Raw genomic sequence first — 26,994 nt, forward strand, 5'->3', positions numbered from 1 at the left:
CTCCTGTGGATTTTCTCACTCGTTGTTATTTAAATGCGGAAACAGGCCCTAATTCTGTTTCCAGGTAGGTTCTTACACGGGCCGGAAAGGCTTTCAGCACATCTCTGTTTGACGTAATCAGCGTAAACAGCTCCTGATGATCGGCGTGCTGATATTCCTGGACAAGCTGCTTTCTGGAAGAGATCAGTTGCTTCAGCTTATTCCCTTCATCCTCAGCTACCACCTTTTCATCCGTCAGAATATCCATGATGTCGTCATAACTCCCCGGATCGCGCATGATAAAGCCGTCAATCATATCATTTCCGACATCGAGAATGCATTCGATCATAAGATGGCTGATCCGCTCAAGCGCCCTTTTTTCGATCTCGCTCTCCCATGCAGGCGTGCTGTCAAACAGCGCCAGCTGGGTCTCAAAAAAACGGAGTGTTTGTTCGATATTATTTCTGTCAACAAAATACACGTGACAGCATCCCCTTCTGCATCAATTATTTTCTGATTCGTTTTAAAACAAAATACGCGCAGCCGAAATTGCAGTATTCGTAAATGTATTCGTCCAATGTGCTGATTTTCGTTTCAAAGGTTGCTTTTTGATTCTGGTCATCAAAGAAGCCTTTGAGCCGCAGCTGACTGTATCCCCAGTCTCCCACAATGTAATCATATTTATTTAATATGTCTGAATAGCGGGCTTTGAACGCTTCTTCATTAAAGCCGTTTTTAAAATCGTGTACGAGTTCAAACTCGGCATTTTGAATAAGAATCATGTCTTCACCTCTTTTATCACTCTTTACTATCATAATTCATTGACTTCTGTCCATCAATTGCAAAATGAGACGGTTCGGACGGACGGAGAATTTTTCCTCTTTATATCCAGTGTAGCGGTTCAGACGATCCTTATTCAAGAATGACTTTTTCCCTGCAAAAACGGCTCCATCACAAAAAACCCAAAACCTGCGGCGTTTTGGGTTTTTTCGGCTTATCTTATGCTTGGGCCTGGCGTTTTTTAGACGCTTCGTTCACTTGTTCATCCGCATGGTAGGAAGAACGGACAAGCGGGCCTGCTTCACAGTGGCTGAAGCCTTTTTGCATCGCGATTTCTTTCAGTTCGGCAAATTCGTCCGGATGATAATATTTTTGGACTTTTAAATGTTTTTTCGACGGCTGCAGGTATTGGCCGATCGCCATGATGTCGACATTGTTCGCAAGCAGGTCGTCCATCACTTCAATAATTTCTTCCTTCGTTTCGCCGAGACCGATCATAATGCTTGATTTCGTCGGGATGTCAGGCTGCATTTCTTTCGCACGGCGCAAGAATTCCAAAGAACGGTCATATGTTGCGCGGGCCCGGACTCTCGGTGTCAGGCGGCGGACGGTTTCAATGTTGTGGTTCAGAATATCAGGACGGGTATCCATTAATGTTTTCAGGTTGTCGTAATTTCCGCCCATATCGGATGGCAGCACTTCAATTGTCGTGAACGGGCTTTTTCTGCGGATCGCCCGGACCGTTTCCGCAAAGACGCCTGCTCCGCCGTCTTTCTGATCATCACGCGCTACGGCCGTGATGACGGCGTGTTTTAAATTCATCAGCGCGACGGAATCAGCTACGCGTTCCGGTTCCTGCAGATCCAGCTCGGTCGGCAGACCCGTTTTTACAGCGCAGAAGCGGCATGCTCTCGTACAGACGGAACCGAGAATCATGAACGTCGCCGTACGTCTGACAGCCCAGCATTCATGGATGTTCGGGCATTTTGCTTCTTCACATACGGTATGCAGATTATTTTCACGCATTAATTTTTTCAGACCCGTATAGTTTTCATTCGTGTTCAGCTTTATTTTGAGCCATTCCGGCTTTCTCAGATGCTCGTCTTTCTTTGCCATTTCCCCATCATCTCCATTATCCCTTTATTCATGTTCGTGTGCGAAAAATTTCTATTTCACGATGGATATAAAACTTGCGGATTTCTATTCAATAGTCACTTTAACATAGGAAAAATTTCTCGACAAGGGAAGAGAATTACTTACATTTTCTCGGATTGTTGCCGCAAACTATTTGTATTCAATCCTGAAAGGAGATCATGTTGTGAAAGTTCTGTTATCTGCTCTTCTCCTTTTTTCAGTTTTCTGTCCGGCTGCAAGCGGGAAAGAACAATCGGCTCTTGTTTACGGCGAACGGATGCAGTTGTACCGCAAAGCCGAAGCAGTCACGCAGATTCCTTGGTATGTGCTTGCGGCAGTTGATCAATATGAAGAAAATGTCCGCTCGAACCGAAAGGATCTGCCGGAAAAAGCGGGAATCATCAGCATTTATATTCCGGATCATTTGTGGAGCGGCCCTGAAAATCCAAATCCTAAGGACGATGCGCCTCTCAGCATTAAAGTATTTGACGGGATCGGCCTGGACGGCGACGGCGACGGAAAAGCCGAGGTAAGCAATGATGAGGATATCCTTTATACATTTGCTCAGTATTTAGCGGGATTCGGAACCGATCTTGACCATATCCGCATCGGTCTCTGGAATTATTACCGCCGTGATCAGACGGTCGGCATTATCACCGAATTCATGACACTGTTTAAAACGTTCGGCCGCCTTGATCTCGGAGAGCACGCTTTTCCGCTTCCCGTGAAGACGGATTACAGCTACCGCAGCACATGGGGCGCCGCACGGGGTTTCGGCGGGCGCCGGATTCACGAAGGAACGGATCTGTTCGCTCATTACGGGCTCCCCGTCAGATCGACCTGCTACGGTATTGTTGAAATGAAGGGCTGGAACCGTTTCGGCGGCTGGAGAATCGGCATCAGGGATATCAATAACACGTATCACTACTTCGCTCACCTGAACGGCTTTGCAAAAGGTGTGCATAAAGGCCAGATCGTCAAACCCGGAGAGGTGATCGGCTCTGTCGGCAGTTCCGGGTACGGACCGCCGGGCACCGCGGGAAAATTTCCGCCGCATCTTCACTACGGGATGTATAAAGATAACGGCAGATCGGAATGGTCTTTTGATCCGTATCCCCATTTAAGGGCATGGGAACGAAAAGAAATCCGCAGGAAAAAGTAAACACACAGCCGCCAGGAAAGATTGCGGCTGTGTGTTTTTATTTATCTTTCTTCTGTTTTTCACTCGGCAGCTGGACGGAAGGCGTCACACCTGACCCGCCGCTTCCGTTATAAAACTGCGGCACCTCTCCTTGAATCGCTTTAATGGAGACCGGAATATTATTTGTCACGACTGATGTCTTACTGGCAAACGGAATAATGACCTTCACTTTTATTTCCACAAAAATACTGATATCGATCAGGGCATTGTTAATGCCATACGGCTTTATTTTTGTTTTCACATCAGTTAACGCATCACCGATCAGGTTAAAGCGCACGGGGATTTTCGGCCCCAGATTTCCGAGAATGCTGTTTCCCGTGACCTGCCCTAAGGGAATATCGATCATAATTTCATCGGCCGTTTTCGCGCCTTTTTCCGTTTCATGCTGCTTATTGTTCGACTCCGCTTCCTTCAGATGAGCCTGAAGCTGCTTTGTCACTTTCGCCTTCATGCTGTTGACCATTTGTGTATTAAAATCCATCGTTGTGACTTTTCCGTTTTCATCCGTTTTCATATCGACCATATCTTTCACATTGTCGCTGTGAGACATGTATTCTTCAATGGATTCCGTAATGACCTCTGTCGCCACCCGTTTGGTTTCCATTTCTCCTATGTTCATCAGCACCGGTTTGATTGAGGAGTTGATCATCCAGAGGCTGATGACCGTCGATATGATAAAAAAAGCAAACGACAGAAGAAGCACATATCGAAAAGGCAAAGGCCCTCTCTTGCGAAGAGCGCTCCGGTATCTAGGCAAGAAAAATCCCCCCTTACATATCACAATGTATGCTTGTAAGAGGGGACATAGTATTTTATTTTTGTTCTTAAAAAGTCCCGCTTACCTTCATTCGGGTGAAATGGAACGGCGGGCAGCTATATGACATTACGGCTGCTGCGCGAGCTTCCAGGCGAGCAGATCCCTTAAAAACTCCGGCATAAAGTATTGCTTTTCTTTTGAATCGCGGATGTAAGGGAACAGCTTTCCGAGTGTAAACATGTCGAGAACGGCAACCGAGTATATCCGCTCCGGATCAATCTCTTCTCCGTTCACTTTCACATTCATGAGATGCGTCACACCGTCTTCAAGAATGCCGGCCTCCGCCTCGGCTCCGGCATATACCATCCTGCCCATCACTTCCCCGCGGAAGCCGAGGCCTTTAATCCGCAGCTGCTCCATTTGTTCCGAGGCGGCCTGGCTGATTGTTTCCTGGAGCTCCCTGCCTGATAGACGAACGGCCACCGGATTGATCGGATGAGGGCAGATGCGGTGCAGGTCAAGCTTTGTGACAGGCCCCTTCTGTAAAGGCCCCAAAATAACGCCTGAATTCACCATGCTGACTTCACAGCCGCACCAGCTTTTCAGCGCTTCGGCTAATAGAAGCGGGAGCGGCGATTCCTCAAACCACTTCACGCCGGCTTCTTCATTCAGGTTGGCGACTTGTTCGGAGAGCAGGTTTTCCGCTTCCCGTTCCTTCTCTTTCAGAAAAGCCGCCGTATCTTCAGATTCCCCTTGCCAATCAGCCATTTTCTGTACAGACGCCTGTTTGCTGACAATGGTTCGTGATTCACTTTCTATCGTCAGCTCGACACAGCCGACATAGTTCCCGTATTTCTCCGCACATGCAAGCAATACGCCGTTTATGTCCTGTCCGTCCTCAAGAAGGTGGTGCGTATGTGATTCAAGAATGACATCGATGTCCGGAAATTTTTCCGCTGCGGCCCGGTCATCGATCAGGCCTAAATGAGAAAGCAGAATGATGATGTCCGCTTTGCCCTTGATATCGTCAAGTGATTCTTGAATGCTTTTTTCCGCATCCGTCACCGTCCAGCCTAGTTTTTGATAGACGGGATAATACGGCACCGTGACGCCGAGTATGCCGGCGGTCATCCCGTTTTTCAGCGTTTTGATCACGTAGGGCTCGGCCCATTCCGGCCGCTGTCCATCCGCGTCAAACAGGTTAGACACAATGACGGGAAACGCGGCATGGGTATATAAATCCGCCAGCTCATCGTGAGGCAGCGTAATTCCTTCATTATTCCCGACGGCAGCCGCATCGATCTCAAGCCGGTTTAACAAGTCGACATTCGCTTTGCCGAAGGTCGCTTCCGTTATCATTTGGAATCGGTCCATATGATCGCCGATGTCGAATACGAGTGTTTCCTCCCCGTTTTTTTCATGCTCACTTCTCTTCTGCTCAATATAATGTACGATTTTCGGCCAATTTTCGAAATGGCTGTGCAAATCATTCGTATGATATAAACGGAGCTTCTCTAACATACCATCTCTCCTACCTTTTAGCTGAATATCCCTTGATAAATCAATTCACAGCCGATCAAAATCAAGACGACCCGCATGAAAAGCACGATCGTTTTCGTCTGCACCCGCTTATTGACCCACGCGCCCATTTTGCCGCCGAACCACGCGCCCGGAACGAGGCACAGCGCATACAGCCAATTGACATGGCCCTCTGCGATATGTGACACGGAACCCGTCACGGAGGATAAGAAAATAATGAGCATTGACGTCGCCACAGCCACTTTCGGCGGGAACAAAAATAACAGCATCATGGCCGGAACCATAAGAGAGCCGCCGCCAATGCCGAAAAGACCGCCCAATAAACCGACGAAAAAGGCAATCACGATACCGGTAAAAATACGGTACGAATATGTATAAAGCTCACCCGATTCATCCTCATATGTCCGGATCATGCCTTTATGCGCTTTATTGACCGGTTTTGCTTTCGCCTTCAGCATTAATGTAATGGAAATCAAAATCATAAAAAGTCCGAACCAGACGGAAAACGTATGCGCATTAAAAAGTTTAGACAAATACGCGCCGATGATGCTTCCCGGGCCGGAACCGATAAAAAAGATCAGTCCGCTTTTGTAGTCAACGGTTTTATATTTCATATAGGCCAGAGTTGATGACAGGCCCGTAAAAATAATCACCAAAAGGGACGTGCCGATGGCAGTCTGCGGTGTTACGTCATGGAAAAACGGAGTCATCGTGCTTAAATAGAGCATTGCCGGCACGATGATAATTCCTCCCCCAAGCCCGATCAGGCTGCCGACCGTTCCCGCGATAAATCCTAATATGATCAAAATAAGATAAGACATGTGTCTTGAAACCTCTTTTCTAGCTGAATAGGTCGAGCTGCTTCGGAGCAAGCCCGGTATATGAGATATTTAACATTTCAAGCATCTCAAGCCCGTTATCGGCGGCGTCTCCGCCTGAGTTATTATTGAAGAGCACATACAGATTGCGCGACTGTTTTTTCAGCACCTGAAGATTGTTTTTCCAATCTTTGAGCTCCTGTTTGTTATAGCGGTATAAATATCTGACCTCACGCCAGTTTTGTCCGCCGTCTGGTTTGATCCAGCCCTGTTTGTTCCGCCCGTGAAAACGGACAAGCGTTTTTTCTTCATCCGTTGCTTTCAGGACGGTCGGAATGCTGCCCTCGCCGATTTGCGGCTCGTCACATATGCTGTGAATCCAGCCTTCCTCCTTCATAAAGGAAAGCGTCTGTTCATAAAATGGCGGGGAAAACCAAGACCGGTTGCGGAATTCAAGCGCGCACGGGATATCGCCCATCTGCTGCCTGCACCATCTTAAATATGCGACGTTTTCTTTCTTGCAGTCAAACCACGGCGGGAATTGGAACAGCACCATGGCAAGCTTTCCATGCTCTATATACGGCGATAATGACAGCTTAAACGCCTCAAACATTTCTTCCTTCGATTCATAGGGAATATCGCCGCGCTGATGGCCCGTCATTCCTTGATATGCCTTAATGACAAATTGAAAAGATTCCGGCGTCTCTTTGACCCATCTTTCATTATTGCGGGCGGGCTGTATCGCGTAAAAGCTCGCGTCCAGCTCAACGATGGGAAAATGGGAGGAATACGCCTGCAGTTTTTGCGGGCCCGCTGTTTTAGGCGGATAGATGCTGTCATGATCCCCCCACCCCGTCAGTCCGATATAAATCACAATCCTTCACCTCTCACTCTAGTTTATCACAGGTGTTTTTCTCTTTCTGTTTCCATGTTTTTTCTGAATGCACTTTTCAGGAACCGATACTGATGTTCATTGGTGTCCGAAAATGCCTCATCTCTGGAAGAAAGAATGTGCTGATAGACGATCGGCTCTGAAAACTGACCGCTCGTGAAATCATATATCTCCCCGTCTATTCGGTTATAAAAATGCCAGCTTGTGCCGGTTTTTGTTTTGAGAATGTCACCGCCGTAAACATCTTGGATGACTAAAGCCGTCACGCCGCACTGGCCTTTGGCCGGGCAATCTTCCGTCCATTTTGTACTAGTCTTGCGCGACCAGGATGCCGTTAATATGTTCAAGATTTGATCATACAATGTGTTTTACTCCTTTTTATAAAAAGATACCACGAGACCCGCTTTCCAAACGACAAAAAAAGCCGATTCTCATCAGAGAATCGGCTCTTTTATTTGAGAAGGCTTCAGGAATGTTCCAAAAGCCCCGCTCTGCTTACGGCCTCCATCCTGATACACACAGCGTCCCTTGCTGTAGGTCGCAGCAATTCGGTATGGAAAGGTGCGGCCTTCATACAGGCTTTGCTTATGTTTGGAAAACATCGTTTCTTTTGTGACGGTAAAAGGTTCCGGCCGGACGATGGCAAAATCAGCGTCAAATCCCTCTTCAAGCCGTCCTTTATTCGTTAAACCGAAGCGCTTGGCAGGTGCTTCGGCCGTCCATCGGGCCACATGTTCAAACGGAATCCCATGATCGATCGCTAATTGAATCATGCCGAGAAGCGTAAATTGGCCTCCGCTGATCCCGCCCCACGACAGAAACATATTATCCTCGCGTTTCAAAGACGGATGACAGGGAGAATGATCCGAAGACACCATATCAATCAGGCCCTCAGCCAAAACTCCGATCAATTCCTCTTTATCCGCCTCTGAGCGGAGCGGCGGAGCGCATTTGGCGGCCGCCCCTTTTTTGAGGAAGTCTTCAAAGCTGAATAATAAGTAGTGCGGACACGTTTCAACGGTGACATCCAATCCGTCTTTTTTCGCCTGCTGAATGGAGAGCACAGCCCGTTTCGTGCTGATATGTACAAAATGAAGCGCGCATCCCGTCGCTCTTGCATATTCAATCGCCCGCTGCACAGCCTCGCATTCGGCCTCTTCCGGACGTGAGGAAGCGTAAGCGCGGGCATCAATTTTCCCTCGGAGCGCGTACTCGGCTTCAAGGAATCGGGTGAGGGCGTCGCTTTCTGCGTGCAGGGCCAAAATCTTGCCGCACGCCGCGATTTCCTTCATTCCCTTTAAAAGAGTCCGTTCATCGGCTGATTGAAATTCATCCGTTCCCGACTTAGACAGAAACGCTTTAAACCCGATTGCCCCCGCTTCTGCCATCGGCCGGATATGTTCGGTATATCCGGGCATCAAACCGCCCCAAAGCGCAAAATCAACCGATGACTTCCGTTCGGCGATTTCCGCCTTTGCCAGCAGGTTTTCAGCAGTTACCGTCGAAGGGATGCAGTTAAGCGGCATATCAAAATAAGCCGTACAGCCGCCGGCAGCCAGCATGTTTGAGCCGGTTTCAATGCCTTCCCATTCTTCGCGGCCGGGTTCATTGAAATGCACGTGACAATCGACCGCGCCCGGAAACACATACATGCCGTCCGCCTGCACCACTTGTTCCGCGTTTTCGTCAATGCCGGGCCCGATCAAGGCGATTTTCCCGTCCTTGACGGCGATATCAGCCCGCTCTGTTCCGCCTTTTCGTACAGCTTTCGCACCCTTTACAATTACGTCATAGGCCATTTTATCTTCCTCCCTGTAAGGATGACGATTTTCTGTCAGTTTTTATCACAACATGCGTCTATGATTGCCAGTTTACTGCTACTATGATCGTAATACATCAGCAAAACCGCTATAATTTTTGATGATTTTTATTCATATTAACCAATGGTTGTCTTTAGAACCTGAAAGGAGACTGACTGATGAATATTTATGACGTGATGAAGATTCCCGCTTATGAGCGGGCAACATTAATCGCAGGCAAATCCGGCGGATGGAGGGAGGTGCAGCACGTCAACATGATGGATGCGCCGGACATCGCTGATTTTTTACATAAAAACGAATTGCTCGTCACCACGGCTTATCACTTGAAGGACCGCCCGCAGCTGTTGAAAGATTTGATCCGCCTCATGGCAAAACGGGGCTGCGCGGGACTGGGGATCAAAACGAAGCGTTATCTTAATGTCATTCCGAAAGATGCCGCGGAGCTTGCCGACCGGTATGAATTTCCGATTATTGAGCTGCCGGAAGACATCAGGCTCGGAGATATCGTCAACGCCACACTGAGCCATATTCTTGATATGCGTTCAAATGAGCTGCAGCAGGCCATTTACGCCCATAAAAAATTCACAAACCACATCATGAGCGGCAAGGGGCTGCAATCCCTGCTTAAGAAGCTCTCAGACATTCTCCGGCTTCCCGTGCTGCTTTTGGATCAGCATACAAAACTCTTATCATCATCCCACCGCATACCCATTGACACGTCTTTATTGAAAAACATCTGTTATTCCCTTTCCGGGCCTTATTTCACCTGCTTTTCCATGCTGTCCGACAGAAAGGCGTATTCTGTCCTGCCAATTCTGAATGTTGAAAAAAACTGCGGTTATCTGGTGATTCCGGAGCTCGTGCAGACCGCTGATAAAGGCATGATTTTGACAATTGAACAGGCGGCCAACGTCATTTCCTTTGAACTGCTGAAAGAAAATGCCGTCAAACAATTCGGCAGACGGGCGCGCAATGAATTTTTCAGCAATTTCATCGACCGCTCGTTTACCGGCCATGAAGAAATCAAAAGCCGCGCCAAAGAATTCCGGCTCCGCTGGGATCAGAAATACATGTGCATTTGCGGAAAGCTTGACCGAAATGAGAAAACGATCAGCTTTACCGAAAATCAGCTCGTTTCCGATCATGTATTTGATCTGCTTGAAGGGGAGCTGTCATCCTTTCCGTTTCCCCCTCATCTCTTTATTAAAGGAAATGTCGGTATTCTTTTAATTGAAGCGACAGACAGCTGGAATGAAATGCACGCGTCTGTCATCAGCTTTTTGGAGCAGTTTCAAAAGCAGGTCCGGACGCAATTTAAACGGACTGTCTCCTTCGGCATCTCAAACATATGCCAAAAGCTGATCGACGTCCCTGACGCTTTTACTGAAGCTTCAGACGCCATTTCATCCGGGCATTTGTCCAGAAGCGCCGAGTTTATTCAAATCTATCATGCCAAAGACGTGCCGGAGCTGCTCCGCCTGCTTCCGGCGGAAGATGTGAAGAAATTTTACGAAGCCACCCTCCAAAGCCTGGCCGACCGGCAAAAGGAAGACCAGAGCCTGCTTCATACGCTGTCTGTTTATCTGGAGACCCACTGCCAGATTTCAGAAACGGCTAAGCGCCTGTACGTCCATCGAAATACGGTGATCTATCGTTTAGAAAAATGCGAGGAACTGCTCGGCAAAAGCTTAAAAGATCCGGAGACGACGATGCGCCTGCGGCTCGCGCTGAGAATGCAGCGGCTGATCGGTTAAGAAATGGTTAGAGACAGGGATGCGGGTGTTCTCCCGCATCCTATTTAAGGGGGATTGATTCAGCTTAATCCTCAAAAAATGCTGCCATCAAAATCTGCTTCCGTTGATATCATCAGCCGTTAGTTATGATTTTCAGCAGACTCTAATCTAAACTAAAAAAGCCTTTCCCGAAGAAAAGGCGTAAGCTGATCAAGTCTGGAAACGATCTGAGGCAGTTTGAAAGGTATCATGTGTTTGTTTTTCCACTGTGTTCATACCCAATCCACATACTAAAGTCAATGACAGACCCAGGATGATGAAAATGCTCTTTTTAAAATTCATACTGGCACTCTCCTTCTTAGGTTTGATTACGATCAGACGAAACTTGATATGATCCATCAAATGAAACAGACGATGCCGTTAGACCGGCCCCTGACATTAAAACGACAGCCGATACAATGATAAATACGCCTTTTCTAAAATTCATACAGGCATTCTCCCCTCTGAATTTGTTTTTGCGTTTGAATCATTTTTTGATGATAAAAATAAGATTTGTCATATTGCTTTGACTCTGCATAAACAGCAGCCGTATCAAGAGCAATATCTTCTACATACGAATAGTTTTTATTTTTCTCAAGGTAATCAATTGTTTTTTTGATTCCCATTTGGTCTATTGCATTAATATATAAAGCCTCCAAATATTTTTGCAGAGATTCAAACAGCTTATCCCCTTGATATATCGCTGATGAAAGTCCCTTTTTGCTGATTTGAATCGCCTCGCTTGTTTTCCCTTGTTTAAATAGAAGCTTTGCGTATGTAAACAAGGAATGCGGAAGGTTACCCAATTTATACTTTTCGGATATCTCCGCTGCTTTTTTTAAGTAGATTTCAGCTTTACTGTATTCTTCCAGGTCTCCGTAATTCTTTCCTATGTTGTAATAAGCAGAACTGAGCAGCCTTTCATTATTGTTTACTTGTTTCGACAACTCTAAAGCTTTTTCTAAATGCGGCAAACTTTTTTCAAAGCGTTTAAAGTCAACATAATTTCCTGATATGACAAATAGACATTGAATTTTCCGGACTTTATACAACTCATACTGATCGTAAATATCGAGCGCTTGCTTTACGTGATGCATGGAGACGTGGCTTTGTTTCATACCGTAATATGCTTCAGCCAGTTTAAAATGAAACTCCGCTCTCTCAATTTCATCATGCACATGAACGAGTTGTTTTTCAGCCTCTCTATAAAAGCCGATCGCCTTTACATACTGCTTTTGATCAAATTCATACATGCCGCGGAAAAATAAAGAATAATAGCACAGCAGGCCGGAAATTCCTTTATTTGATGCTTCGATTGTTTCCAGCAGCTCGTCAATTGTCGGTCTCACACGGGTAGTCACCGGTTCTAAATAATCCAGCATAAGCTGATGGCGGAATTTCATGAGGGTGTAGTAAATCAGTAGATACTCGTCTTCTTCCATCTCATTTATTTCTTGTTCCACTTCCGCTTTCAAAATCTCCGCATCCGGAACACTGAACTGACGTATCATTTTGTACCATTCATTAATCTTAACGCCAACCTCCGATGATGGTAAAACAGAACTCACAAGGCCACTCCTCCTTTTATTTCATATTCTAACATTTCCAAAATTATGTATGCCCGCAATAAAACCGCAAAATTTCATTCGGCTTGATCATAAATCTTAGTTTTAAGTCTACAACAAAAAAGCAGTCCCTATGCAGCCTGCTTTTTTTGAGAAATTTATCTAAGATGAACATAAATAATGTGAATAACAGAGACATTATCAACATGTCTAGTATAGTTACATTAGAATTTTCTTTTACTAAGAAGAACCAGAGAAGCTGTAAAACGAAAGAAATCACAAAATACAATATGTACCTGATACTATTCATGTCAATCCATCCCTTCGCTTATCTTATTGCCCTTTACAGGGTAACCTGAACCATGCTGGAATCTCCCGGGTAATGATGAGTATAATATATGCAGAATGTAACTGGAGCTGATCTAATCATCTCAACTTATTTTAAAATTTCAAAACGTGCAATTTCCCACTCTTTGTTTACTTTTAGCGGGATTGTTTTTAGCTTTTTGCCTGATTTCAAATCATAAGACGTGATGTCTCCAAGCTTCTTATCGCGCTGGATATCAAAGTTTTTAAGTAAAACATACATCTCTCTATCAGTGAATTGAACATCATTCATTAATTTGTTATCATCCCCAGCATAAAAATCAAAAGATTTTTTCTTAACCATTTTTTTATCAAACACCTGCAGCTTTCCATCAAAAGAAACAGCTAAGATGCTATCTTTTAATATTTTCAATTTTACAGGATGAAACCCTTTCTCCATCTCGACTTCTTTTTTTACCTTTAGCGTCTCTCTGTCTATTAATATGAGCTTAGAATTCTCTTTCTCATTCACGTTATCATTAACCGTCAGTATAAATGTATTTGCATTTAGAGCTTGGAATGCATCCTTTTCATCCATGAAGTATATCCCTTTATTCGGTATGGATGCCTTGTTCTCTTGCTTATTTGTCTCTGGGTTAATTGAAAGGATGGACATACTTTCTTCATCACTTGAAATGACATAAATTTTATTTTTAGCGACGATTGCTGATCCAAGTTCTCCGTCAAGCTTTATTTGTTTCTTGTTTTTTCGGCTGTTTCCCTTCCAATATACCAGTTCACTTTCCAGCCCTTTGTCTGTATATCCAACGTTAATGTCATGGATGATATAACCGTCAGAACTATTTATAAAGAAAGCACCTTCATCTTCAGTTGTTTTTGACAAACTCTTTTCATTGATTTTGTTTATTGTTCCGGTTTTATTGTCTATCATTAAGTGATTATTGCTTCTATTTGATGAGAAGAATGTATTATTTTTGTTATGTGAAGACATCGTGAAATTTATACCATCTTTCAATTCCAAGCTATCCATTTTAATACCATCTTCACTGTAAACCCCAATCTCACTTCCCCTATCTAAAGTGTTAGAAAAACCAACAATAAATTTTGCATTGTCAATATCCTTTAATACAGTCTTTTTATTGCTGCTTCTTTCCTCTTTTTCATTCCCAGTTTGGATGAGACCGCAAGAGGTTGTGACGATCAGTATACAAATGAAAATAAACAGGGTTTTAAGCCTACTCATTTTTTTCCTCCCTATGAGATAGCAAAAAGCCTCCGGATACCCGGAGGCTTTTGATTCTATCCTTGCTGCGTGAACGGCCGGGTCTGTGTCTTTTTGCCCCAGCCAAGCGCGGCCAGAAAACTGATGGCGAGAATGGCCGCTCCCAGCATATACGGAAATTCCATATTTACATCAAAGAGAAAACCGGCGGCTGACGGTCCGGCGATATTCGCTAAGCTGATGAATGAGGTGTTCATCCCGCCGGCAAACCCCTGCTGGTCACCGGCGAGCTTCGACAGCATCGTGTTAACCGCCGGCCGGAGCAGCGATGTCAGCGTCAGGAAAAAGATTGCCGCGGCAAAAACGGCCCAATATGAACCCGCAAACCGGCACCACACAAGTCCTGCAGCAGCACCGATCAACGTCACGTTAATCACGCGTTTTTCCCCGAACTTGCGGACGAGATAACTGACGCCGACCGCCTGCACAAACACGCCGATGAGACCCGCGGCCGTAATAATAAAGGCAATATCAGACGCTTTAAATCCGTGTTTATGGTCAACGTAAAGGCCGAAAACAGATTCAAAGTTCATAATTCCGAAGTTCAGCACAAAAACCAGAATCAGCATAAACGCGAACGGCGATTTGAGCGCGCGTGACATTTGCTTAAACAGATGCTCACGTTTTTCCGTTTTTGCCCGGGCTTCCAGCTGCTTTTCACGCCCCAGCGTTTCGGGCAGAAAGAAAAATGAAAGCACACTTGAAAAGCAGGCAAGACTTGCAGACACGATGAACGGCACAGACATGCCGTAATGAACCAAATAGCCTCCGACACCGGGCCCGATGACGACACCAAGCGTCATCGCCGCGCTGAACAGCCCCATTCCTTTCCCGCGTTCTTCTTCGGTCGTTATATCCGCAATGTAAGCGAACATTGACGGCATTAAAAACGCCGCGCCCATTCCGCCCAAAAGGCGGGATGCGAACAATTGCCAGAGGCTTCCGGCAAAGGCGAAGATCAATTGTGACACGGCAAAGGCGGCGATGCCGAAAATAATCAGTTTCCGCCGTCCGTATTTGTCGGTTATTTCCCCGGCAATAGGCGCAAATAAAAGCTGTGTAAGCCCCGCCGCCGCAACAAGCAGACCCATCGTGCTGCCCGTCGCTCCGAATTCGGTAATATAAGTGGGCATAATCGGAATAATCAATCCGATTCCAAGCATCGCAATAAACATATTCAGCATTAAAATTGACAATCGGCCTATGTACGCCATGATTTCTTACCTTCTCCCCAGACAAACAGATGATCATTCCATATTTGTCATTTTTTATACCACTCAGTATAACGGGCAAAAGGGAAAAAAGTCCAGATGATTTCAATCTCGTCTTCAAGTCTCATGACAGCACACCGGTTTCAGCCGGCAGATCATATATGTTAAGGGCCGCCTGCAGCGCTTCCCCAGCTTTAACGGCAACTCCGTGTCTGATCAGAACCGCTTCAAGTCCGGCCAGCACAAACAGCACATTTTCCTTCCTGCAGCTGTAGCCCATCGTTCCGATTCGCCAAATTTTCCCCTGCAGCGGACCGAACGAGCTGGCGATTTCAATTCCGAATTGAGACAAAAGCATACTTCTGATCGATTCGCCGTCTGCTTCCGGCGGAATCTTCACACATGTGACGACAGGCAGCTTCGCCTCCGGATCGCCGAATAAATCAAGGCCCATCGCTGCAAGTCCCGCCGTAAGCGCTTTTTCATGACGCCGATGCCTGCGGAACCGTTCTTCAAGTCCTTCTTCCAGGACAAGGCGCACACCCTCCCGCAGCGCATAAAGCATTGCTGTCGCTTCTGTATGGTGATTCAGCCTTCTTTCACTCCAATAATCTTCGAGCTGGCTCAGATCAAAATAGTTGCTCGTAACCGGCCGATGACCGGACAGCCTTTTGCCGTCGGCTGCCGTCGCAATGCCCCGTTCTACCTTTTTACGCGCGGCAATGACAGCTGCCGTCCGGTCATTATAAGTAATCGGCGCCATTCCGGAAGGGACCGACAGGCATTTTTGCGTTCCCCCGATGACTGCGTCAATCTTCCATTCATCCGTTTTTACGGCGCAGCCTCCGATCGTGGCCACGGCATCCACGATAAAGAGTGCGTCTTGGGCGCGGCACGCTTCCCCGATTTCTTTCAGCGGGTGAATCCGCCCCGTTGATGTTTCTCCGTGCACCATAGCAACGATTTTCGGGGAAATTTTTTTCATCTCGCTGATAATCTCTTCAGGCCGGAAGACCGTTCCCCATTCACACTCAATCGTATGAACGTCCGCTCCGTACCGCTCGGCGATTTCAGTCAGCAGGTATCCGAATCGTCCGTATATCGGAACGAGCACGCTGTCGCCCGGTTCTATCACACTTGCGAGAACAGCCTCAATCCCCGCTCTTGATGTACCGTCAATCGGATAGGCCCAGCGGTTTTCCGTTTGAAACAATTCACGGAGCATTTGCATCGTTTCGTTCATGATGCCGGTAAATGCCGGGTCAAACTGGCCGATGATCGGAGCGCCCATCGCCCTCAGCACTCTCGGTTCAGCTTCTGTCGGTCCCGGTGTCATAATCGTTCTTTGCGGAATGCACAATTCTTTTCTGGTCGGCACGCCGATTCCCCCTTTACGTTAATAGGCAAGTTTATGTAATACATTCGCCAGCGTAAGGACGCCGGTTTCAAGCTGATGTACGGGTGTGAATTCAAGCGGCGAGTGGCTGATCCCGCCACGGCTCGGCACAAACAGCATGCAGGCCGGAAAGGTTCTGCCGAGCATCTGGGCGTCATGTCCCGCTCCGCTTACGATCTTCTCCGGGTCCGCCCCCAGTTCTTTTGCAGCCTCCGCTGCGGTTTGTGTCAGTGTCTGATTCATTTGAACCGGCTCTATCCTCATATATTCATCAATAACGGGCCTGACTCCTTTGCTGCGGCTGATGTTTTCAACAATCGACACCAGTTTCTGATGGAAGGCTGCCAGCACGTCTTCCTCCGGGTGGCGAATATCAACGGAAAACTGGATACGGCCCGGAATGACATTCGCCATATTCGGCTCAACCGTCATTTTCCCGCACGTCAGGCGGAGCTCTTCCGGCTGTCTTTCCGCTGAAAGCATCAGTTCATGGATGATGCTGCTTCCCGCCGCGAGCGGGTCTTTCCGCCATTTCATCGAAGTGGTGCCGGCATGGTTGCATTCACCGTCAAGCGTAACAGTATAGCGTCTCTGTCCGGCAATCCCGGTGACAATCCCAATATCCTTTCCTGATCGTTCAAGCGTTTGCCCCTGTTCAATATGAATTTCCAGAAAGGCACTAATATCAGTGCGCAGCGGTGCTGGATAACGGCCTGTACCGAAGCCGTTCTGCCGCATGGCTTCTTTCAGAAAAATGCCGGACGCGTCTTTCGGCGTTTCCGCATCTGATAGCGAGAAAGCACCGGTGATATTGCCTGAGCCCCAATAGGTGATGGGAAAACGGCTCCCTTCCTCTTCACAGAGCGACACAGCCTCCAGCGTTTTTTTCGGACGCCCGCACGTCTCATGCAAATACCGGATCGCCAGCATGCCCGCCAGCACGCCGAACGCACCGTCATATTTGCCGCCGTCAATAACGGTGTCAATATGCGACCCGGTCAGAATCACCTCATCAGGCGATTCTGTGCCGCTCAAACGGCCGAACACGTTTCCGACATCGTCAAATGCCGTTTCCAGCCCGAACGCCTCCATTTTCTTTTTGACGGCAAGCTGGGCGTCCATCCATTCTTTCGTATATAAAAGCCTCGTCACTCCGCCGGAAGCGGAAGCGCCGAATTGAGACAGCCATTGTATGTCATCGGAAATCCCGATATTCGCCGCCGAAAGCTGCTGATGTTCCATACACGCCCTCCTTTTAAACTGAAAAACTGACAAGATGATCTTCATTATAGAAGGAGCGCATAACGAGTTCATTATCATATCCTCTAAAAAATCAATGATTTTCCGGATACTTTGACCAATAAGCCGAAGGAACCATTTTTCAAAAAAGATAGAATATTAGATTTATTTTTTGGATAATAGAGGTAAAGGAGGGCAAGTCATGACAAAAAAACTTTGGTTTCTGCCGATTGTCTGCCTGTTTTTCATTTTTGGATGGGCCGCGCCGTCAGCCTCTGCGGGCGCGCCGGCTGACACGAATCTGTACAGCCGGATGGCGGTTTCAACTGCCGGCGGCACAACTCTTTTTCCGCAAACTGCCTCAGCTGTCATCACTCCGTCTGCGGATACGGACACATATTACAAAGAAGCTTCCGGAAAAAGCGGAACGGCCTTAAAGAGCGCCCTGCACCGCATCATCAGCGGACATACAAAGCTGTCTTACAGCCAAGTATGGAATGCATTGAAGGAAACTGACGAAGATCCGGCAAACCCGAACAATGTCATCTTGCTCTACACCCAGGAATCACGGGCCAAAAGTAAAAACGGCGGCAGCGTCGGGGACTGGAACCGCGAACACGTGTGGGCAAAGTCACACGGAAACTTCGGAACAGCTGCCGGCCCCGGGACGGACATTCATCATCTGCGCCCTGCGGACGTCCAGGTGAACAGCGCCAGAGGAAATATGGATTTTGATAACGGCGGCTCAGAATACCCGAAAGCGCCGGGCAATTATTACGACGGTGATTCCTGGGAGCCGCGCGATGAGGTTAAAGGAGACGTCGCCCGCATGCTGTTTTACATGGCGGTGCGTTATGAAGGAGACGACGGGTATCCCGACCTTGAGCTGAATGATAAAACCGGAAACGGCTCAGCTCCTTACATGGGAAAACTGTCCGTTTTGCTCAAATGGAATCAACAAGACCCCGTCGACAGTAAGGAAAAACGGCGGAACGAAATCATTTACGAAGACTATCAGCATAACCGCAATCCGTTTATCGACCATCCGGAATGGGCGGATGAAATCTGGTAATCGTATCATAAGAAGTGATAAGGGAGCCCCGATCATCAGGCTCCCTTTTTAATATACGGCGTTTTCAGTGTCGGCATCAAAAAAGACGGCCCGGTTCATATTGACCGCAAGCAGAATGGCATCGCCGGGTTTCACCTGTGAAGCGCCGTCAAGACGGATCGTCATGCGGTCATCTCCGCTCACCGCATGAACGTACATCTCCGCGCCTAAGTTTTCACATACTTCCGCCACAGCGCGGCACACCGCTTCAGGCGGGTGCTCTGATTGTCCGGCAAGCGTCAAATGCTCCGGACGCAGCCCCGCAATCATCTCCTTACCGCTGTATCCTTTCTGCACAAGAACAGCCGCTTTTTCTTTCGGAATGGGCAGACGAACGGACGAACCGGCAAAATACCATTGCCCGTGACTTTCTTCAATGACGCCTTTTATAAAATTCATACTCGGAGAACCGATAAAACCCGCCACAAACAGATTCGCCGGATAATGATAAATCTCATGCGGGCTTGCGGCCTGCTGAATATCTCCTTCATTCATCACGACAATCCGGTCGCCCATTGTCATCGCTTCCGTCTGATCATGCGTCACATAAACGATGGTCGCTTTCAAACGCTGATGGAGCTTGCTGATTTCGGCGCGCATCGTCACTCGCAATTTCGCGTCTAAGTTGGAAAGCGGCTCGTCCATCAGAAACACTTTCGGCTCCCGCACGATCGACCGGCCGAGCGCAACCCGCTGCCGTTGCCCGCCTGAGAGAGCCTTCGGTTTCCGCTTGAGCAGATGCCCGATTTCCAAAATATCGGCGGCCGTCCGGACTCGCTCTGCGATTTCTTTTTTCGGCAGCTTTCTGAGCTTCAAACCGAACGCCATATTGTCAAACACCGTCATGTGGGGATACAGCGCGTAATTCTGAAAAACCATCGCGATATCACGATCCTTCGGAGGCAGATCGTTCACCGTGTCTCCATCGATATAAAGCTTCCCCTCAGAAATGCTCTCCAGTCCGGCAATCATTCTGAGTGTCGTAGATTTGCCGCAGCCTGAGGGACCGACTAGCACCAGCAGCTCCTCATCTTTTACATCTAAGTGAAAATCCTTCACTGCCGCCGATTGGGCGCCGTATGTTTTTTTGATATGGTCAAATGTTAATGATGCCATTCGAAACCTCCTCCAATACTGGAAACCGCCACATCTTTCTGTTATGTTAAAAATGTTCGGGGTTTCTGACAGATTCATAAATGAAAAGCAAATTTGTATTATAACGTCATAATACATATAATAGTACTACTACTTGACAAAGGAGGTCCGTCCCATTGTTAAATAACGGGAGCTCGAAACCTTTATATATTCAGCTGAAACAAATTATCGCGGACGATATCAAGAAGGGCGTTTATTCGCCGTCCGTGAAACTGCCGACCGAAAATGAGCTGTGCGAAACGTACAACGTCAGCCGCATAACGGTCAGGAAGGCCATCCTTGATCTTGTGGAAGAAGGCTGGCTCGTCCGGCAGCAGGGAAAGGGAACGTTCGTTAAAAGCCCTAAACTGAAGCGGGAGCTCATCGCGGTCAACGGCTACTCTGAATTTATGGAATCAACGGGGAAAAAACCGAAACACCAGATCCTTTCCCATGAAATCATTGAAGCGCCTAAATCCATCGCCCAAAAACTTCGCGTCGCTTCCGAAAGTCCCGTTCTTGAATTAAAACGCATTTTATTTCACGACGACCAGCCGCTCTCATTCGAAATCGCCCACTATCCGCTCAGTTTATTTCCCGACATCGGCAAGCATATTAAAGGCGGCGTGTCGATGCATGACATTTTGAAACAGCACTATCAGGTGGTGCCCACCCATAATACGAAGCTGTTAAATGTCGTATACGCCAAGCAGGAAGAAAGCCGCTATCTGGCTTGTGATATCGGGGATGCGCTTTTTGAAATTGACAAAACCGCTTTTATGTCAAAAGACCAGCCGATATACAGCTCGCTGTTTTTAATGCATACCGACCGCGTCACGTTTACCATTAACAGTCCCTATGCGTAACAAGTATAAAAAACGAGACAATGCTTATCGTATTCTCGTTTTTTCACTGCTTTTCCCGCCGCCCGGCCTGTAGGGATGCCCGTAACCGAACGCTCCGAACCCTCCGCATGTTTTGGCAGCCGTCCCGGCGGCCGCAGTAAGCGCTCGCCGAATATCCTGATGCTCGAAGAAATCGGTAAGAAACCCGGCGATAAAAGAATCACCCGCGCCCAATGTATCTATTATATCAGCTCTTACCACCGGCTGATGATAGACGCGTTCCCCATCCGATAACACCGCGCCATATTCCCCCCTTGTCAGACAGACGATTTTCGCTCCGAAACCGCGGGCTTTTTCGGCAAGCCGCATACATTCACTTTCACTCAAATCACTCCCGGAAAAAAACGCATACGTCACGTACGGACAGACCGCTTCTAAATAGGCTTCGTCACGTTTTACAGAGAAGTCAAAGGAAATCGGCACATGGCCGCTAAGCATCGGAAGATCACGTTCTATCCTGCTGTATACGCTCGTATGCAGCAAATCATGTCCGGCGATAAATGAGATGTCATTCTCCTGAAAAGCGAGCGTCAGACGCGATTGCACGCCGCCTTTATTTGATCCGGCAAATATCCTGTCCCCTCTTTCATCAAGCGTGACGACCGCCATCCCATTTTCTCCGTATGCCCGGCGGATCAGATCGGCATTCACCTTTTCCAGTTTCAGCACATTCAATACGTGATCCGCCGCTTCATCACTGCCGAGAATCCCGATATAAGAAGTTTCATGGCCTAAGCGCCGGGCAAGCACGGCTACATTTAACGCATTTCCGCCCGGGTAAAACGTCTCCTGATCCTGATAATAATCTACTACATTATCTCCTGCCGCTATCAGTTTCATCTTTTCATCCTCCTTATCCTTTCACGCTTCCCGCAGCAATGCCGCGGATAAAATATCTCTGCATCAATAAAAACAGCGCGATGATCGGAGCAGCAGAAATCGTCAGCCCGGCCAGCAGCACGCCCCAATCCGTCTGCAGCGCATCTCTGAACTGCATCAGCCCGGCCGGAATCGTCCGTAAATTTTCATCATCGATAAAAATAATCGCAAACATAAACTCATTCCATGTATGGTAAGCCGTCAAAATGCCTGATGTCACCAGAATCGGCACGCTCATAGGTAAGAATATTCTGAAAAATATTCCGAAACTTGTACATCCATCCAGATAGGCGGCTTCCTCAAGCTCTTTGGAAATCGACAAAAAATAGGAACGGATCAGAATCACGGTAAACGGAATACGGTAGGCGGCGTACGGAAGAATCAATGCCCAATACGTATTGTACAGTCCCAATGACTGGATAATGGAGTACAGCGGCACAAGACTGACCTGCGGCGTCAGCATCAAGCCGCCAAGACAAATGATCAGCACAAACCCTTTTCCTTTAAATTGAAAACGGGCCAGCCCGTATGCCGCCCAGGCGCTCACAAATACGGTGATGAGACAAGTCAGCACGGTCACAATGACGCTGTTCATAAAATAAGCGGAAATCCCTTGGTTCCATGCGGATACGAAGTTTTCGGGATGCCAGACAGAGGGCAGCGACCAGCTGTGCTCAAAAATCTCATCCGAGCTTTTAAAGGCGCTGACCGCCATCCATAACAGCGGATATGCAACGGCAATGAGGTAGATAAAGAGAAACAGCCACACAGACGTTTCCCCGACATACCATTTTCTCGGTTTTCCGCCTGTTCTGACGGCCTGACGGGCATGACGCAAGTCCGTCTTTTCAGGAAGCATCGGCTACTCCTCCTTTCCGGTCTTAAAGAATTTCATCTGAATAAGCGACAGAGCAAGCGTCAGCAAAAGCACCACCGTCGCGATCGCAGAAGCGTAGCCCATCATATCCTTTGTAAAAGCGCTCTTATACAAAAATGTGCTCAGCACTTCTGAAGCATTGCCCGGCCCTCCGCCGGTCAGAATATACGGTTCATTAAATACGGTAAATGCGCCGGTCAGCGTCATCACCACAGCAACAAACGACATTTCTTTCGTCTGCGGCACCGTAATGTGAAAAAACTGCTGGATTTTTCCGGCTCCGTCCAGCTGCGCCGATTCATATAATTCAGCGGGAATGCTCTGAATCGAGACAATATACAGCATGGCGATGTAACCGACAGACTGCCATTGAGACACAAAAATGACAGACAGCATAGCGGTGTTTTCATCGCCCAGCCACGCCCGGGTCAGTTCATCAAGTCCGACGGCTTCCAGCAGCTGATTCAAAAGCCCGATTTCCGGGTTATAAATAAAATCAAACAACAGCGCAATGACGGTCATGGAAATGACGACCGGAAGAAAAAAGACCGTGCGGAAGAACGGCGACCATTTTCTTACCAGTCTGTCTTCCAGCACGGCCGCCAGAATTAAGCCGCCGCCAACCTGGCAAATCAGCGATATGACCGCATACAGCACATTGTTGCGGAGCGCTGTAAAAAACACGGGATCGTGAAACAGGTCAATATAATTTTTCAAACCGATAAATGTCTTTTCGGGTTGAAATGAGCTCCATTCAAACAGACTGAAAAACACATTCTCAATAATCGGAATGTAAACGAACAGCAGAAAAATCAGCGCGGGCGCGAGAAACAGATACGGAATGAAACGTTTTCGGCTGACCAAGGAAATCCTCATCTCCTTTCTCCAAAGAAATCTGTTCTATTCAGATGACGCTTTGACCTGACGCGCCGCTTTCTGCACGGAATTCATCACCTCGCGCGGTGTCATTGTGCCGCCGAGCATCTGCTGAACGCCTGCCGCATACACATCGGCGATTTCAACGTCAACATCCATATCAAACCACGGCACCATTGATTCGGCGCGGACGATATCCTGCACGGCTTCACGCTGGATCGGGGCGGAATTGTTTTCTGTCGCCGTTCCTTGAACCGCGCTGTATTTACCGACGTCTTTTATCAGCTTCTCTCCCATTTTTTTCGAGGTTAAAAACTGTAGAAATTCCATGGCTTCTTTCGGGTGCTTCGTTTTTGAGGAAATCATAAATCCTTCGGGAGATCCAGTCAGTGCACGGGGAGATCCCTTTTCGCCGCTGAGTTTCGGGAAAGGAAACAAGCCCAGATTGACCGGTTCGACGAGCTTAATTTCTGCCGTTTCCGCATAAATCATCGCCGCTTTGCCGCTCGTAAACTGCTGGCGCACGTATTCGTGATCAACGGAGTTCACGTGCTTTGTAAAGTACGGCAGAAGTTCCTGAAGCTTTTCAAGCGCTTTGACATAGCCTTCGTCCGTAAACTCCCCGGTTTCCGGGCTGTAATCCTTCGCCCGCGTTTTTTCATCCACCATACGCTGGTTCAGCGTCCCGATATAATGAGAAATCGTCCAAGGCGCTTTTGTGCCGAAACTGATCGGAATATATCCGTTCTCTTTCAATTTCTCAGAGACTGTGATCAGTTCATCCCATGTCGCCGGGGGCTTCAAATGTAATGTATGAAAAATGTCCTTATTATAAAAGAATGATTTAGCGTCCATTTGCCACGGAACACCGTACTGTTTTCCGTCATGCGTAAAGGGTTTGATTTGTGACTGCACAAGCTGTGAGGACCAATCTTTATCCTGCTGATAGTAAGACGACAGATCGAGGGCTTTATCTCCTTTGATGAATTTATAAGCAAACCGGTCGCTCCATGAAAAGAAAATATCAGGGGGGCTCGTTGTTCCGAGCATGACTTTCACCTTGTCTTTATAAGAATCGTTTAAGACCGCTTCCGTTTGGATATGAATATCCGGATGAGCAGCTTCAAATTCTTTGACCGCTTCTTCAAAATAGCTTTTTTCCGGCTCCTTCGGCCACCTGTGAAAAAACTTCAAGGTCACTTTTCCGTCAGAGGAACTGCTTTGGCTTGAACAAGCGGCGGCTGACAGACATACGGCTAACAGAACGAACAGGCAGATGAGCTTTTTCAGATGCTTTTCCTCCTTTGTCACCGGACTATAACGTTATATATCATTATAGTCCGGTGAAATATAATGCGCGTTCTTAATATTCGACTTTCCACATGTAACGCCGCTGGCTTAACGGATGGTTCCTTGCTTCCGCCAGCGCATCCGCATAGCTTCTGAGCACCCGGTTTAATACGAGAGGAGCCAGATAGCCTTTTACAGAATCGTCAATTCCGGAAAAATCATATGCTGCCGCATCAAGCACAGTCAGTTTTTTGCCGTATCTTTTTGAGAAGGAAAGCGCCCGCTCTTCAAGGGGTCTTGTTTCGTCTAAGCCGAGCAGGATAATAAATGGAACGGATTCATCAATGATTTCGAACGGTCCGTGAAAATATTCTCCGGCATGAATGGCGTGGGAATGAATCCATTGCATTTCCATGAGAATGCAGATGCTGTAGGAGTAAGCGACGCCGTAGTTCGCACCGCTTGCCATCGTGTAAATGATATCTTCTTTTTCGTGGGCTTTCGCGAATGCCTTTGCGTGATCCGCTTCTTGTTTGAGCGCTTTGTCATATACGGTCTGGAGCTTATTGAGTCCGTCGATCGCCTGTTCAAACGCGGTATGGTTTTCCAGCACGTGTAAAGCGCCGAACACGATTTGATACAGAACCCCGTAATTCGTATTTATCGCCTGTGCGTTCTCACCCCAGTCATATACCGCGACATATTCGGCTTCTTTCGCTAACGGCGAATCAGGCTCAAAGGTCATCGCAATCGTAAGCGCGCCTTTTTTTCTGGCGAAACCGGCGGCTTTCACCGTTTCCGGCGTATTGCCTGACTGAGAACATAAAATCACGAGAGAGTTCTCTCCGAGCTGAACGGGATTGCGCTGAATAAATTCATTTGAACTGTAGAGATCAGAGCTGATGGCTTTCGCCTCTCTGTCAAACACGTACTTGCTCGGATACATAATGGCTGAAGAACCCCCGCAAGCGACGAAAAAGACGTGGTCAATCGTTTTTCCTTTCAGATCATCCAAGAAAGCCTGAACCTTGTGATTCACTTGTGCGGCAGTTTGACTCAAATCCTTCACTCCTCAGTGTTTTATTATATAACGTTATATAACATTATATAACGTTATATTAATCGCAACAAAGGTGCGTTGTCAATCATATTTTCTGAAATTTCTAAAATATAAAATAAACCCGTCTTATTTCCCGTCCTCTCTTGACCTGACCCTTAGAGACACGTTTAGAATGAAAAACAGGGAGTGATTCAGAATGAATATAAAAGAAGCCGCCAGACAGACGGGTCTCACGAAAAAAGCCATCAAATATTATGAGCAGGAAGGTTTAATCACCGTCAGCAAAAACCCTGATAACGGATACCGTGAGTATTCCGCTCAGAACGTGAATACGCTGAAAATGATTGCCGCCCTCCGAATGCTGGCACTGTCTGTAATCGATATTAAAGCGTTCCTCTTAGAGGGCAGCAGTCTGCATGATATACTGCGCCGGCAGCATCAAAAGCTCAGCCGGCAGATTGAAGAGCTTGAGCAGGAACGGAAACTGACTGAAATGCTGATCAAGCGCGTGGAAGATGCGGAAAATGTCGATTCAATTCTGCATGATATCGGCGAGGTCAAAATAGATGAACCGAAGTATATGGGACTTCAGCTGAAAAAACTGTTCCCGGGAGATTTCGGAGAATTTATCGCCGCGCTGTTTGAACCGTTCCTCGACTTTTCTATTGATACAGATGAGAAAAAAACGATATGGGCGGAGCTTATTAAAGTATTGGATGATATGGAAGAAGTTCCGGCTGCACACCCGATGATGCAGCTGGTCGGCAAAGAGGATCCGGCTCAGCTTCAGCAGCACAAAGTCCAGCATGACCAATTTATCGAGCGGATTTTGGAGAGAGACCCCGCCACTTGGGACACTCATAAAAACATCATCATTCAGCTTGTGAAAAGAGTGCAGACAGATGAAGAATACAGGGAAAGCCTGATCAAGGTCGGAGAATCCGCTTCTGATCTGCCCGCGCTGAAGGAGGGATCGCCTTTCAGCAATCTTCTTCAAAAGCTCAGCCCGAAATATGACACGTATGTGCGATTTCAGCTTGAACTGAAAAAAGAAGCCGACGAGGAACTCGGCTTTGATTCAGAAGCATATTTAAAACAGATGCTTCAATCAAAAAAACGCTAAGGTTCGTCTCCTTAGCGTTTTCTTTCT

At 47.3% G+C, this 26,994-nt stretch carries 25 protein-coding genes; 5 read left to right on the plus strand and 20 right to left on the minus strand.

The genetic code is table 11. The features are described 5' to 3' along the window. Positions 1-25: 25 nt before the first annotated feature. The 3 genes from NYE36_RS16435 to lipA form a co-directional block, all read right to left on the minus strand. Entirely contained in the window at positions 26-460 is a 435-nt protein-coding gene (locus tag NYE36_RS16435; protein ID WP_020956293.1) for a DUF86 domain-containing protein, read from the minus strand. 25 nt (positions 461-485) lie between these two features. Next, complete coding sequence (locus tag NYE36_RS16440) at positions 486-761, minus strand: YutD family protein (RefSeq protein WP_003151928.1); 276 nt, start codon at positions 759-761, stop codon at positions 486-488. 217 nt (positions 762-978) lie between these two features. Beyond that, positions 979-1,875 carry a lipoyl synthase gene (gene lipA / locus NYE36_RS16445; RefSeq protein WP_003151923.1) on the minus strand — a complete coding sequence of 299 codons (897 nt, stop codon included), beginning with the start codon at positions 1,873-1,875 and terminating at the stop codon, positions 979-981. 202 nt (positions 1,876-2,077) lie between these two features. Here lipA and lytH point away from each other — a divergent pair, with 202 nt between their 5' ends. Beyond that, positions 2,078-3,055, plus strand: a complete 978-nt coding sequence (lytH, locus tag NYE36_RS16450; RefSeq protein WP_007408731.1) for an L-Ala--D-Glu endopeptidase — start codon at positions 2,078-2,080, stop codon at positions 3,053-3,055. Positions 3,056-3,092: 37 nt separating this feature from the next. On the opposite strand, the gene yunB is transcribed toward lytH, so the two are convergent. From yunB to NYE36_RS16480, 6 genes are all read right to left on the minus strand, one after another. Beyond that, positions 3,093-3,851 carry a sporulation protein YunB gene (yunB, locus tag NYE36_RS16455; RefSeq protein WP_020954305.1) on the minus strand — a complete coding sequence of 253 codons (759 nt, stop codon included), beginning with the start codon at positions 3,849-3,851 and terminating at the stop codon, positions 3,093-3,095. Between the two features lie 126 nt (positions 3,852-3,977). After that, on the minus strand, positions 3,978-5,372 hold the full coding sequence (locus NYE36_RS16460; RefSeq protein WP_265451025.1) for a bifunctional UDP-sugar hydrolase/5'-nucleotidase: 1,395 nt from the start codon (positions 5,370-5,372) through the stop codon (positions 3,978-3,980). 17 nt (positions 5,373-5,389) lie between these two features. Beyond that, positions 5,390-6,211 (minus strand): sulfite exporter TauE/SafE family protein, encoded by an 822-nt coding sequence (locus tag NYE36_RS16465; protein ID WP_007613562.1) that lies wholly within the window; start codon positions 6,209-6,211, stop codon positions 5,390-5,392. A gap of 19 nt (positions 6,212-6,230) precedes the next feature. After that, positions 6,231-7,082: a DUF72 domain-containing protein gene (locus NYE36_RS16470; RefSeq protein WP_015240515.1), complete on the minus strand. Its 852-nt coding sequence runs from the start codon at positions 7,080-7,082 to the stop codon at positions 6,231-6,233. Between the two features lie 26 nt (positions 7,083-7,108). Next, positions 7,109-7,462 carry a hypothetical protein gene (locus NYE36_RS16475; protein WP_007408736.1) on the minus strand — a complete coding sequence of 118 codons (354 nt, stop codon included), beginning with the start codon at positions 7,460-7,462 and terminating at the stop codon, positions 7,109-7,111. Positions 7,463-7,534: 72 nt separating this feature from the next. Next, a complete protein-coding gene (locus NYE36_RS16480) occupies positions 7,535-8,899 on the minus strand; it encodes an allantoinase (protein WP_265451028.1) in 1,365 nt (454 codons plus the stop codon). A 179-nt stretch (positions 8,900-9,078) separates the two neighbouring features. On the opposite strand from NYE36_RS16480, the gene NYE36_RS16485 reads away from it, so the two are divergent. Beyond that, positions 9,079-10,674, plus strand: coding sequence for a PucR family transcriptional regulator (locus tag NYE36_RS16485; protein ID WP_064107697.1), 1,596 nt, complete (start codon positions 9,079-9,081; stop codon positions 10,672-10,674). A 455-nt stretch (positions 10,675-11,129) separates the two neighbouring features. On the opposite strand, the gene NYE36_RS16490 is transcribed toward NYE36_RS16485, so the two are convergent. The 5 genes from NYE36_RS16490 to allC all read right to left on the minus strand — a co-directional run bounded on the left by NYE36_RS16490 (position 11,130) and on the right by allC (position 17,715). Continuing rightward, entirely contained in the window at positions 11,130-12,260 is a 1,131-nt protein-coding gene (locus tag NYE36_RS16490; RefSeq protein ID WP_064115957.1) for a Rap family tetratricopeptide repeat protein, read from the minus strand. 433 nt (positions 12,261-12,693) lie between these two features. Further along, complete coding sequence (locus NYE36_RS16495; RefSeq protein WP_015418150.1) at positions 12,694-13,827, minus strand: hypothetical protein; 1,134 nt, start codon at positions 13,825-13,827, stop codon at positions 12,694-12,696. Between the two features lie 56 nt (positions 13,828-13,883). After that, positions 13,884-15,080, minus strand: coding sequence for a tetracycline resistance MFS efflux pump (locus NYE36_RS16500; RefSeq protein WP_015418151.1), 1,197 nt, complete (start codon positions 15,078-15,080; stop codon positions 13,884-13,886). Positions 15,081-15,201: 121 nt separating this feature from the next. Next, positions 15,202-16,455, minus strand: coding sequence for an alanine--glyoxylate aminotransferase family protein (locus NYE36_RS16505; protein WP_015418152.1), 1,254 nt, complete (start codon positions 16,453-16,455; stop codon positions 15,202-15,204). An 18-nt stretch (positions 16,456-16,473) separates the two neighbouring features. Continuing rightward, positions 16,474-17,715, minus strand: a complete 1,242-nt coding sequence (gene allC / locus NYE36_RS16510; protein WP_241457664.1) for an allantoate deiminase — start codon at positions 17,713-17,715, stop codon at positions 16,474-16,476. Between the two features lie 199 nt (positions 17,716-17,914). On the opposite strand from allC, the gene NYE36_RS16515 reads away from it, so the two are divergent. Then, complete coding sequence (locus tag NYE36_RS16515; protein WP_007410107.1) at positions 17,915-18,784, plus strand: endonuclease; 870 nt, start codon at positions 17,915-17,917, stop codon at positions 18,782-18,784. A gap of 48 nt (positions 18,785-18,832) precedes the next feature. On the opposite strand, the gene ugpC is transcribed toward NYE36_RS16515, so the two are convergent. Continuing rightward, entirely contained in the window at positions 18,833-19,939 is a 1,107-nt protein-coding gene (gene ugpC, locus NYE36_RS16520; RefSeq protein ID WP_032869751.1) for a sn-glycerol-3-phosphate ABC transporter ATP-binding protein UgpC, read from the minus strand. Positions 19,940-20,094: 155 nt separating this feature from the next. Between ugpC and NYE36_RS16525 the strand changes: the two genes are divergently transcribed. Next, positions 20,095-20,823, plus strand: a complete 729-nt coding sequence (locus NYE36_RS16525; RefSeq protein WP_012118372.1) for a GntR family transcriptional regulator — start codon at positions 20,095-20,097, stop codon at positions 20,821-20,823. Positions 20,824-20,847: 24 nt separating this feature from the next. Here the strand turns inward: NYE36_RS16525 and NYE36_RS16530 are convergent, their stop codons facing one another. From NYE36_RS16530 to NYE36_RS16550, 5 genes are all read right to left on the minus strand, one after another. Further along, positions 20,848-21,702: a PfkB family carbohydrate kinase gene (locus NYE36_RS16530; protein ID WP_032867112.1), complete on the minus strand. Its 855-nt coding sequence runs from the start codon at positions 21,700-21,702 to the stop codon at positions 20,848-20,850. Positions 21,703-21,715: 13 nt separating this feature from the next. Next, positions 21,716-22,600, minus strand: coding sequence for a carbohydrate ABC transporter permease (locus NYE36_RS16535; protein ID WP_003151895.1), 885 nt, complete (start codon positions 22,598-22,600; stop codon positions 21,716-21,718). Between the two features lie 3 nt (positions 22,601-22,603). After that, positions 22,604-23,482, minus strand: coding sequence for a sugar ABC transporter permease (locus NYE36_RS16540; RefSeq protein ID WP_023357120.1), 879 nt, complete (start codon positions 23,480-23,482; stop codon positions 22,604-22,606). A gap of 36 nt (positions 23,483-23,518) precedes the next feature. Beyond that, the gene (locus NYE36_RS16545) at positions 23,519-24,784 is read right to left on the minus strand and encodes an extracellular solute-binding protein (RefSeq protein ID WP_039255045.1); all 1,266 of its coding nucleotides are present in this window, start codon (positions 24,782-24,784) and stop codon (positions 23,519-23,521) included. Between the two features lie 73 nt (positions 24,785-24,857). After that, on the minus strand, positions 24,858-25,844 hold the full coding sequence (locus tag NYE36_RS16550; RefSeq protein WP_241457666.1) for an SIS domain-containing protein: 987 nt from the start codon (positions 25,842-25,844) through the stop codon (positions 24,858-24,860). Between the two features lie 196 nt (positions 25,845-26,040). Here NYE36_RS16550 and NYE36_RS16555 point away from each other — a divergent pair, with 196 nt between their 5' ends. After that, a complete protein-coding gene (locus tag NYE36_RS16555) occupies positions 26,041-26,967 on the plus strand; it encodes a MerR family transcriptional regulator (RefSeq protein ID WP_241457668.1) in 927 nt (308 codons plus the stop codon). Positions 26,968-26,994: the final 27 nt, after the last annotated feature.

It is taken from the genome of Bacillus sp. FSL R5-0593 (assembly GCF_038603755.1).
Taxonomy (GTDB): domain Bacteria; phylum Bacillota; class Bacilli; order Bacillales; family Bacillaceae; genus Bacillus; species Bacillus velezensis.

Excerpts from the sequence above, each read along its gene's own strand:
- NYE36_RS16460 (WP_265451025.1), bottom strand. The coding sequence starts at position 5,372 with ATGTTAGAGAAGCTCCGTTTATATCATACGAATGATTTGCACAGCCAT.
- NYE36_RS16465 (WP_007613562.1), bottom strand. The coding sequence starts at position 6,211 with ATGTCTTATCTTATTTTGATCATATTAGGATTTATCGCGGGAACGGTC.
- NYE36_RS16485 (WP_064107697.1), top strand. The coding sequence starts at position 9,079 with ATGAATATTTATGACGTGATGAAGATTCCCGCTTATGAGCGGGCAACA.
- NYE36_RS16515 (WP_007410107.1), top strand. The coding sequence starts at position 17,915 with ATGACAAAAAAACTTTGGTTTCTGCCGATTGTCTGCCTGTTTTTCATT.
- NYE36_RS16440 (WP_003151928.1), bottom strand. The coding sequence starts at position 761 with ATGATTCTTATTCAAAATGCCGAGTTTGAACTCGTACACGATTTTAAA.
- NYE36_RS16555 (WP_241457668.1), top strand. The coding sequence starts at position 26,041 with ATGAATATAAAAGAAGCCGCCAGACAGACGGGTCTCACGAAAAAAGCC.
- NYE36_RS16480 (WP_265451028.1), bottom strand. The coding sequence starts at position 8,899 with ATGGCCTATGACGTAATTGTAAAGGGTGCGAAAGCTGTACGAAAAGGC.
- NYE36_RS16495 (WP_015418150.1), bottom strand. The coding sequence starts at position 13,827 with ATGAGTAGGCTTAAAACCCTGTTTATTTTCATTTGTATACTGATCGTC.
- NYE36_RS16500 (WP_015418151.1), bottom strand. The coding sequence starts at position 15,080 with ATGGCGTACATAGGCCGATTGTCAATTTTAATGCTGAATATGTTTATT.
- ugpC (WP_032869751.1), bottom strand. The coding sequence starts at position 19,939 with ATGGCATCATTAACATTTGACCATATCAAAAAAACATACGGCGCCCAA.
- lipA (WP_003151923.1), bottom strand. The coding sequence starts at position 1,875 with ATGGCAAAGAAAGACGAGCATCTGAGAAAGCCGGAATGGCTCAAAATA.
- NYE36_RS16535 (WP_003151895.1), bottom strand. The coding sequence starts at position 22,600 with ATGCTTCCTGAAAAGACGGACTTGCGTCATGCCCGTCAGGCCGTCAGA.
- NYE36_RS16530 (WP_032867112.1), bottom strand. The coding sequence starts at position 21,702 with ATGAAACTGATAGCGGCAGGAGATAATGTAGTAGATTATTATCAGGAT.
- allC (WP_241457664.1), bottom strand. The coding sequence starts at position 17,715 with ATGGAACATCAGCAGCTTTCGGCGGCGAATATCGGGATTTCCGATGAC.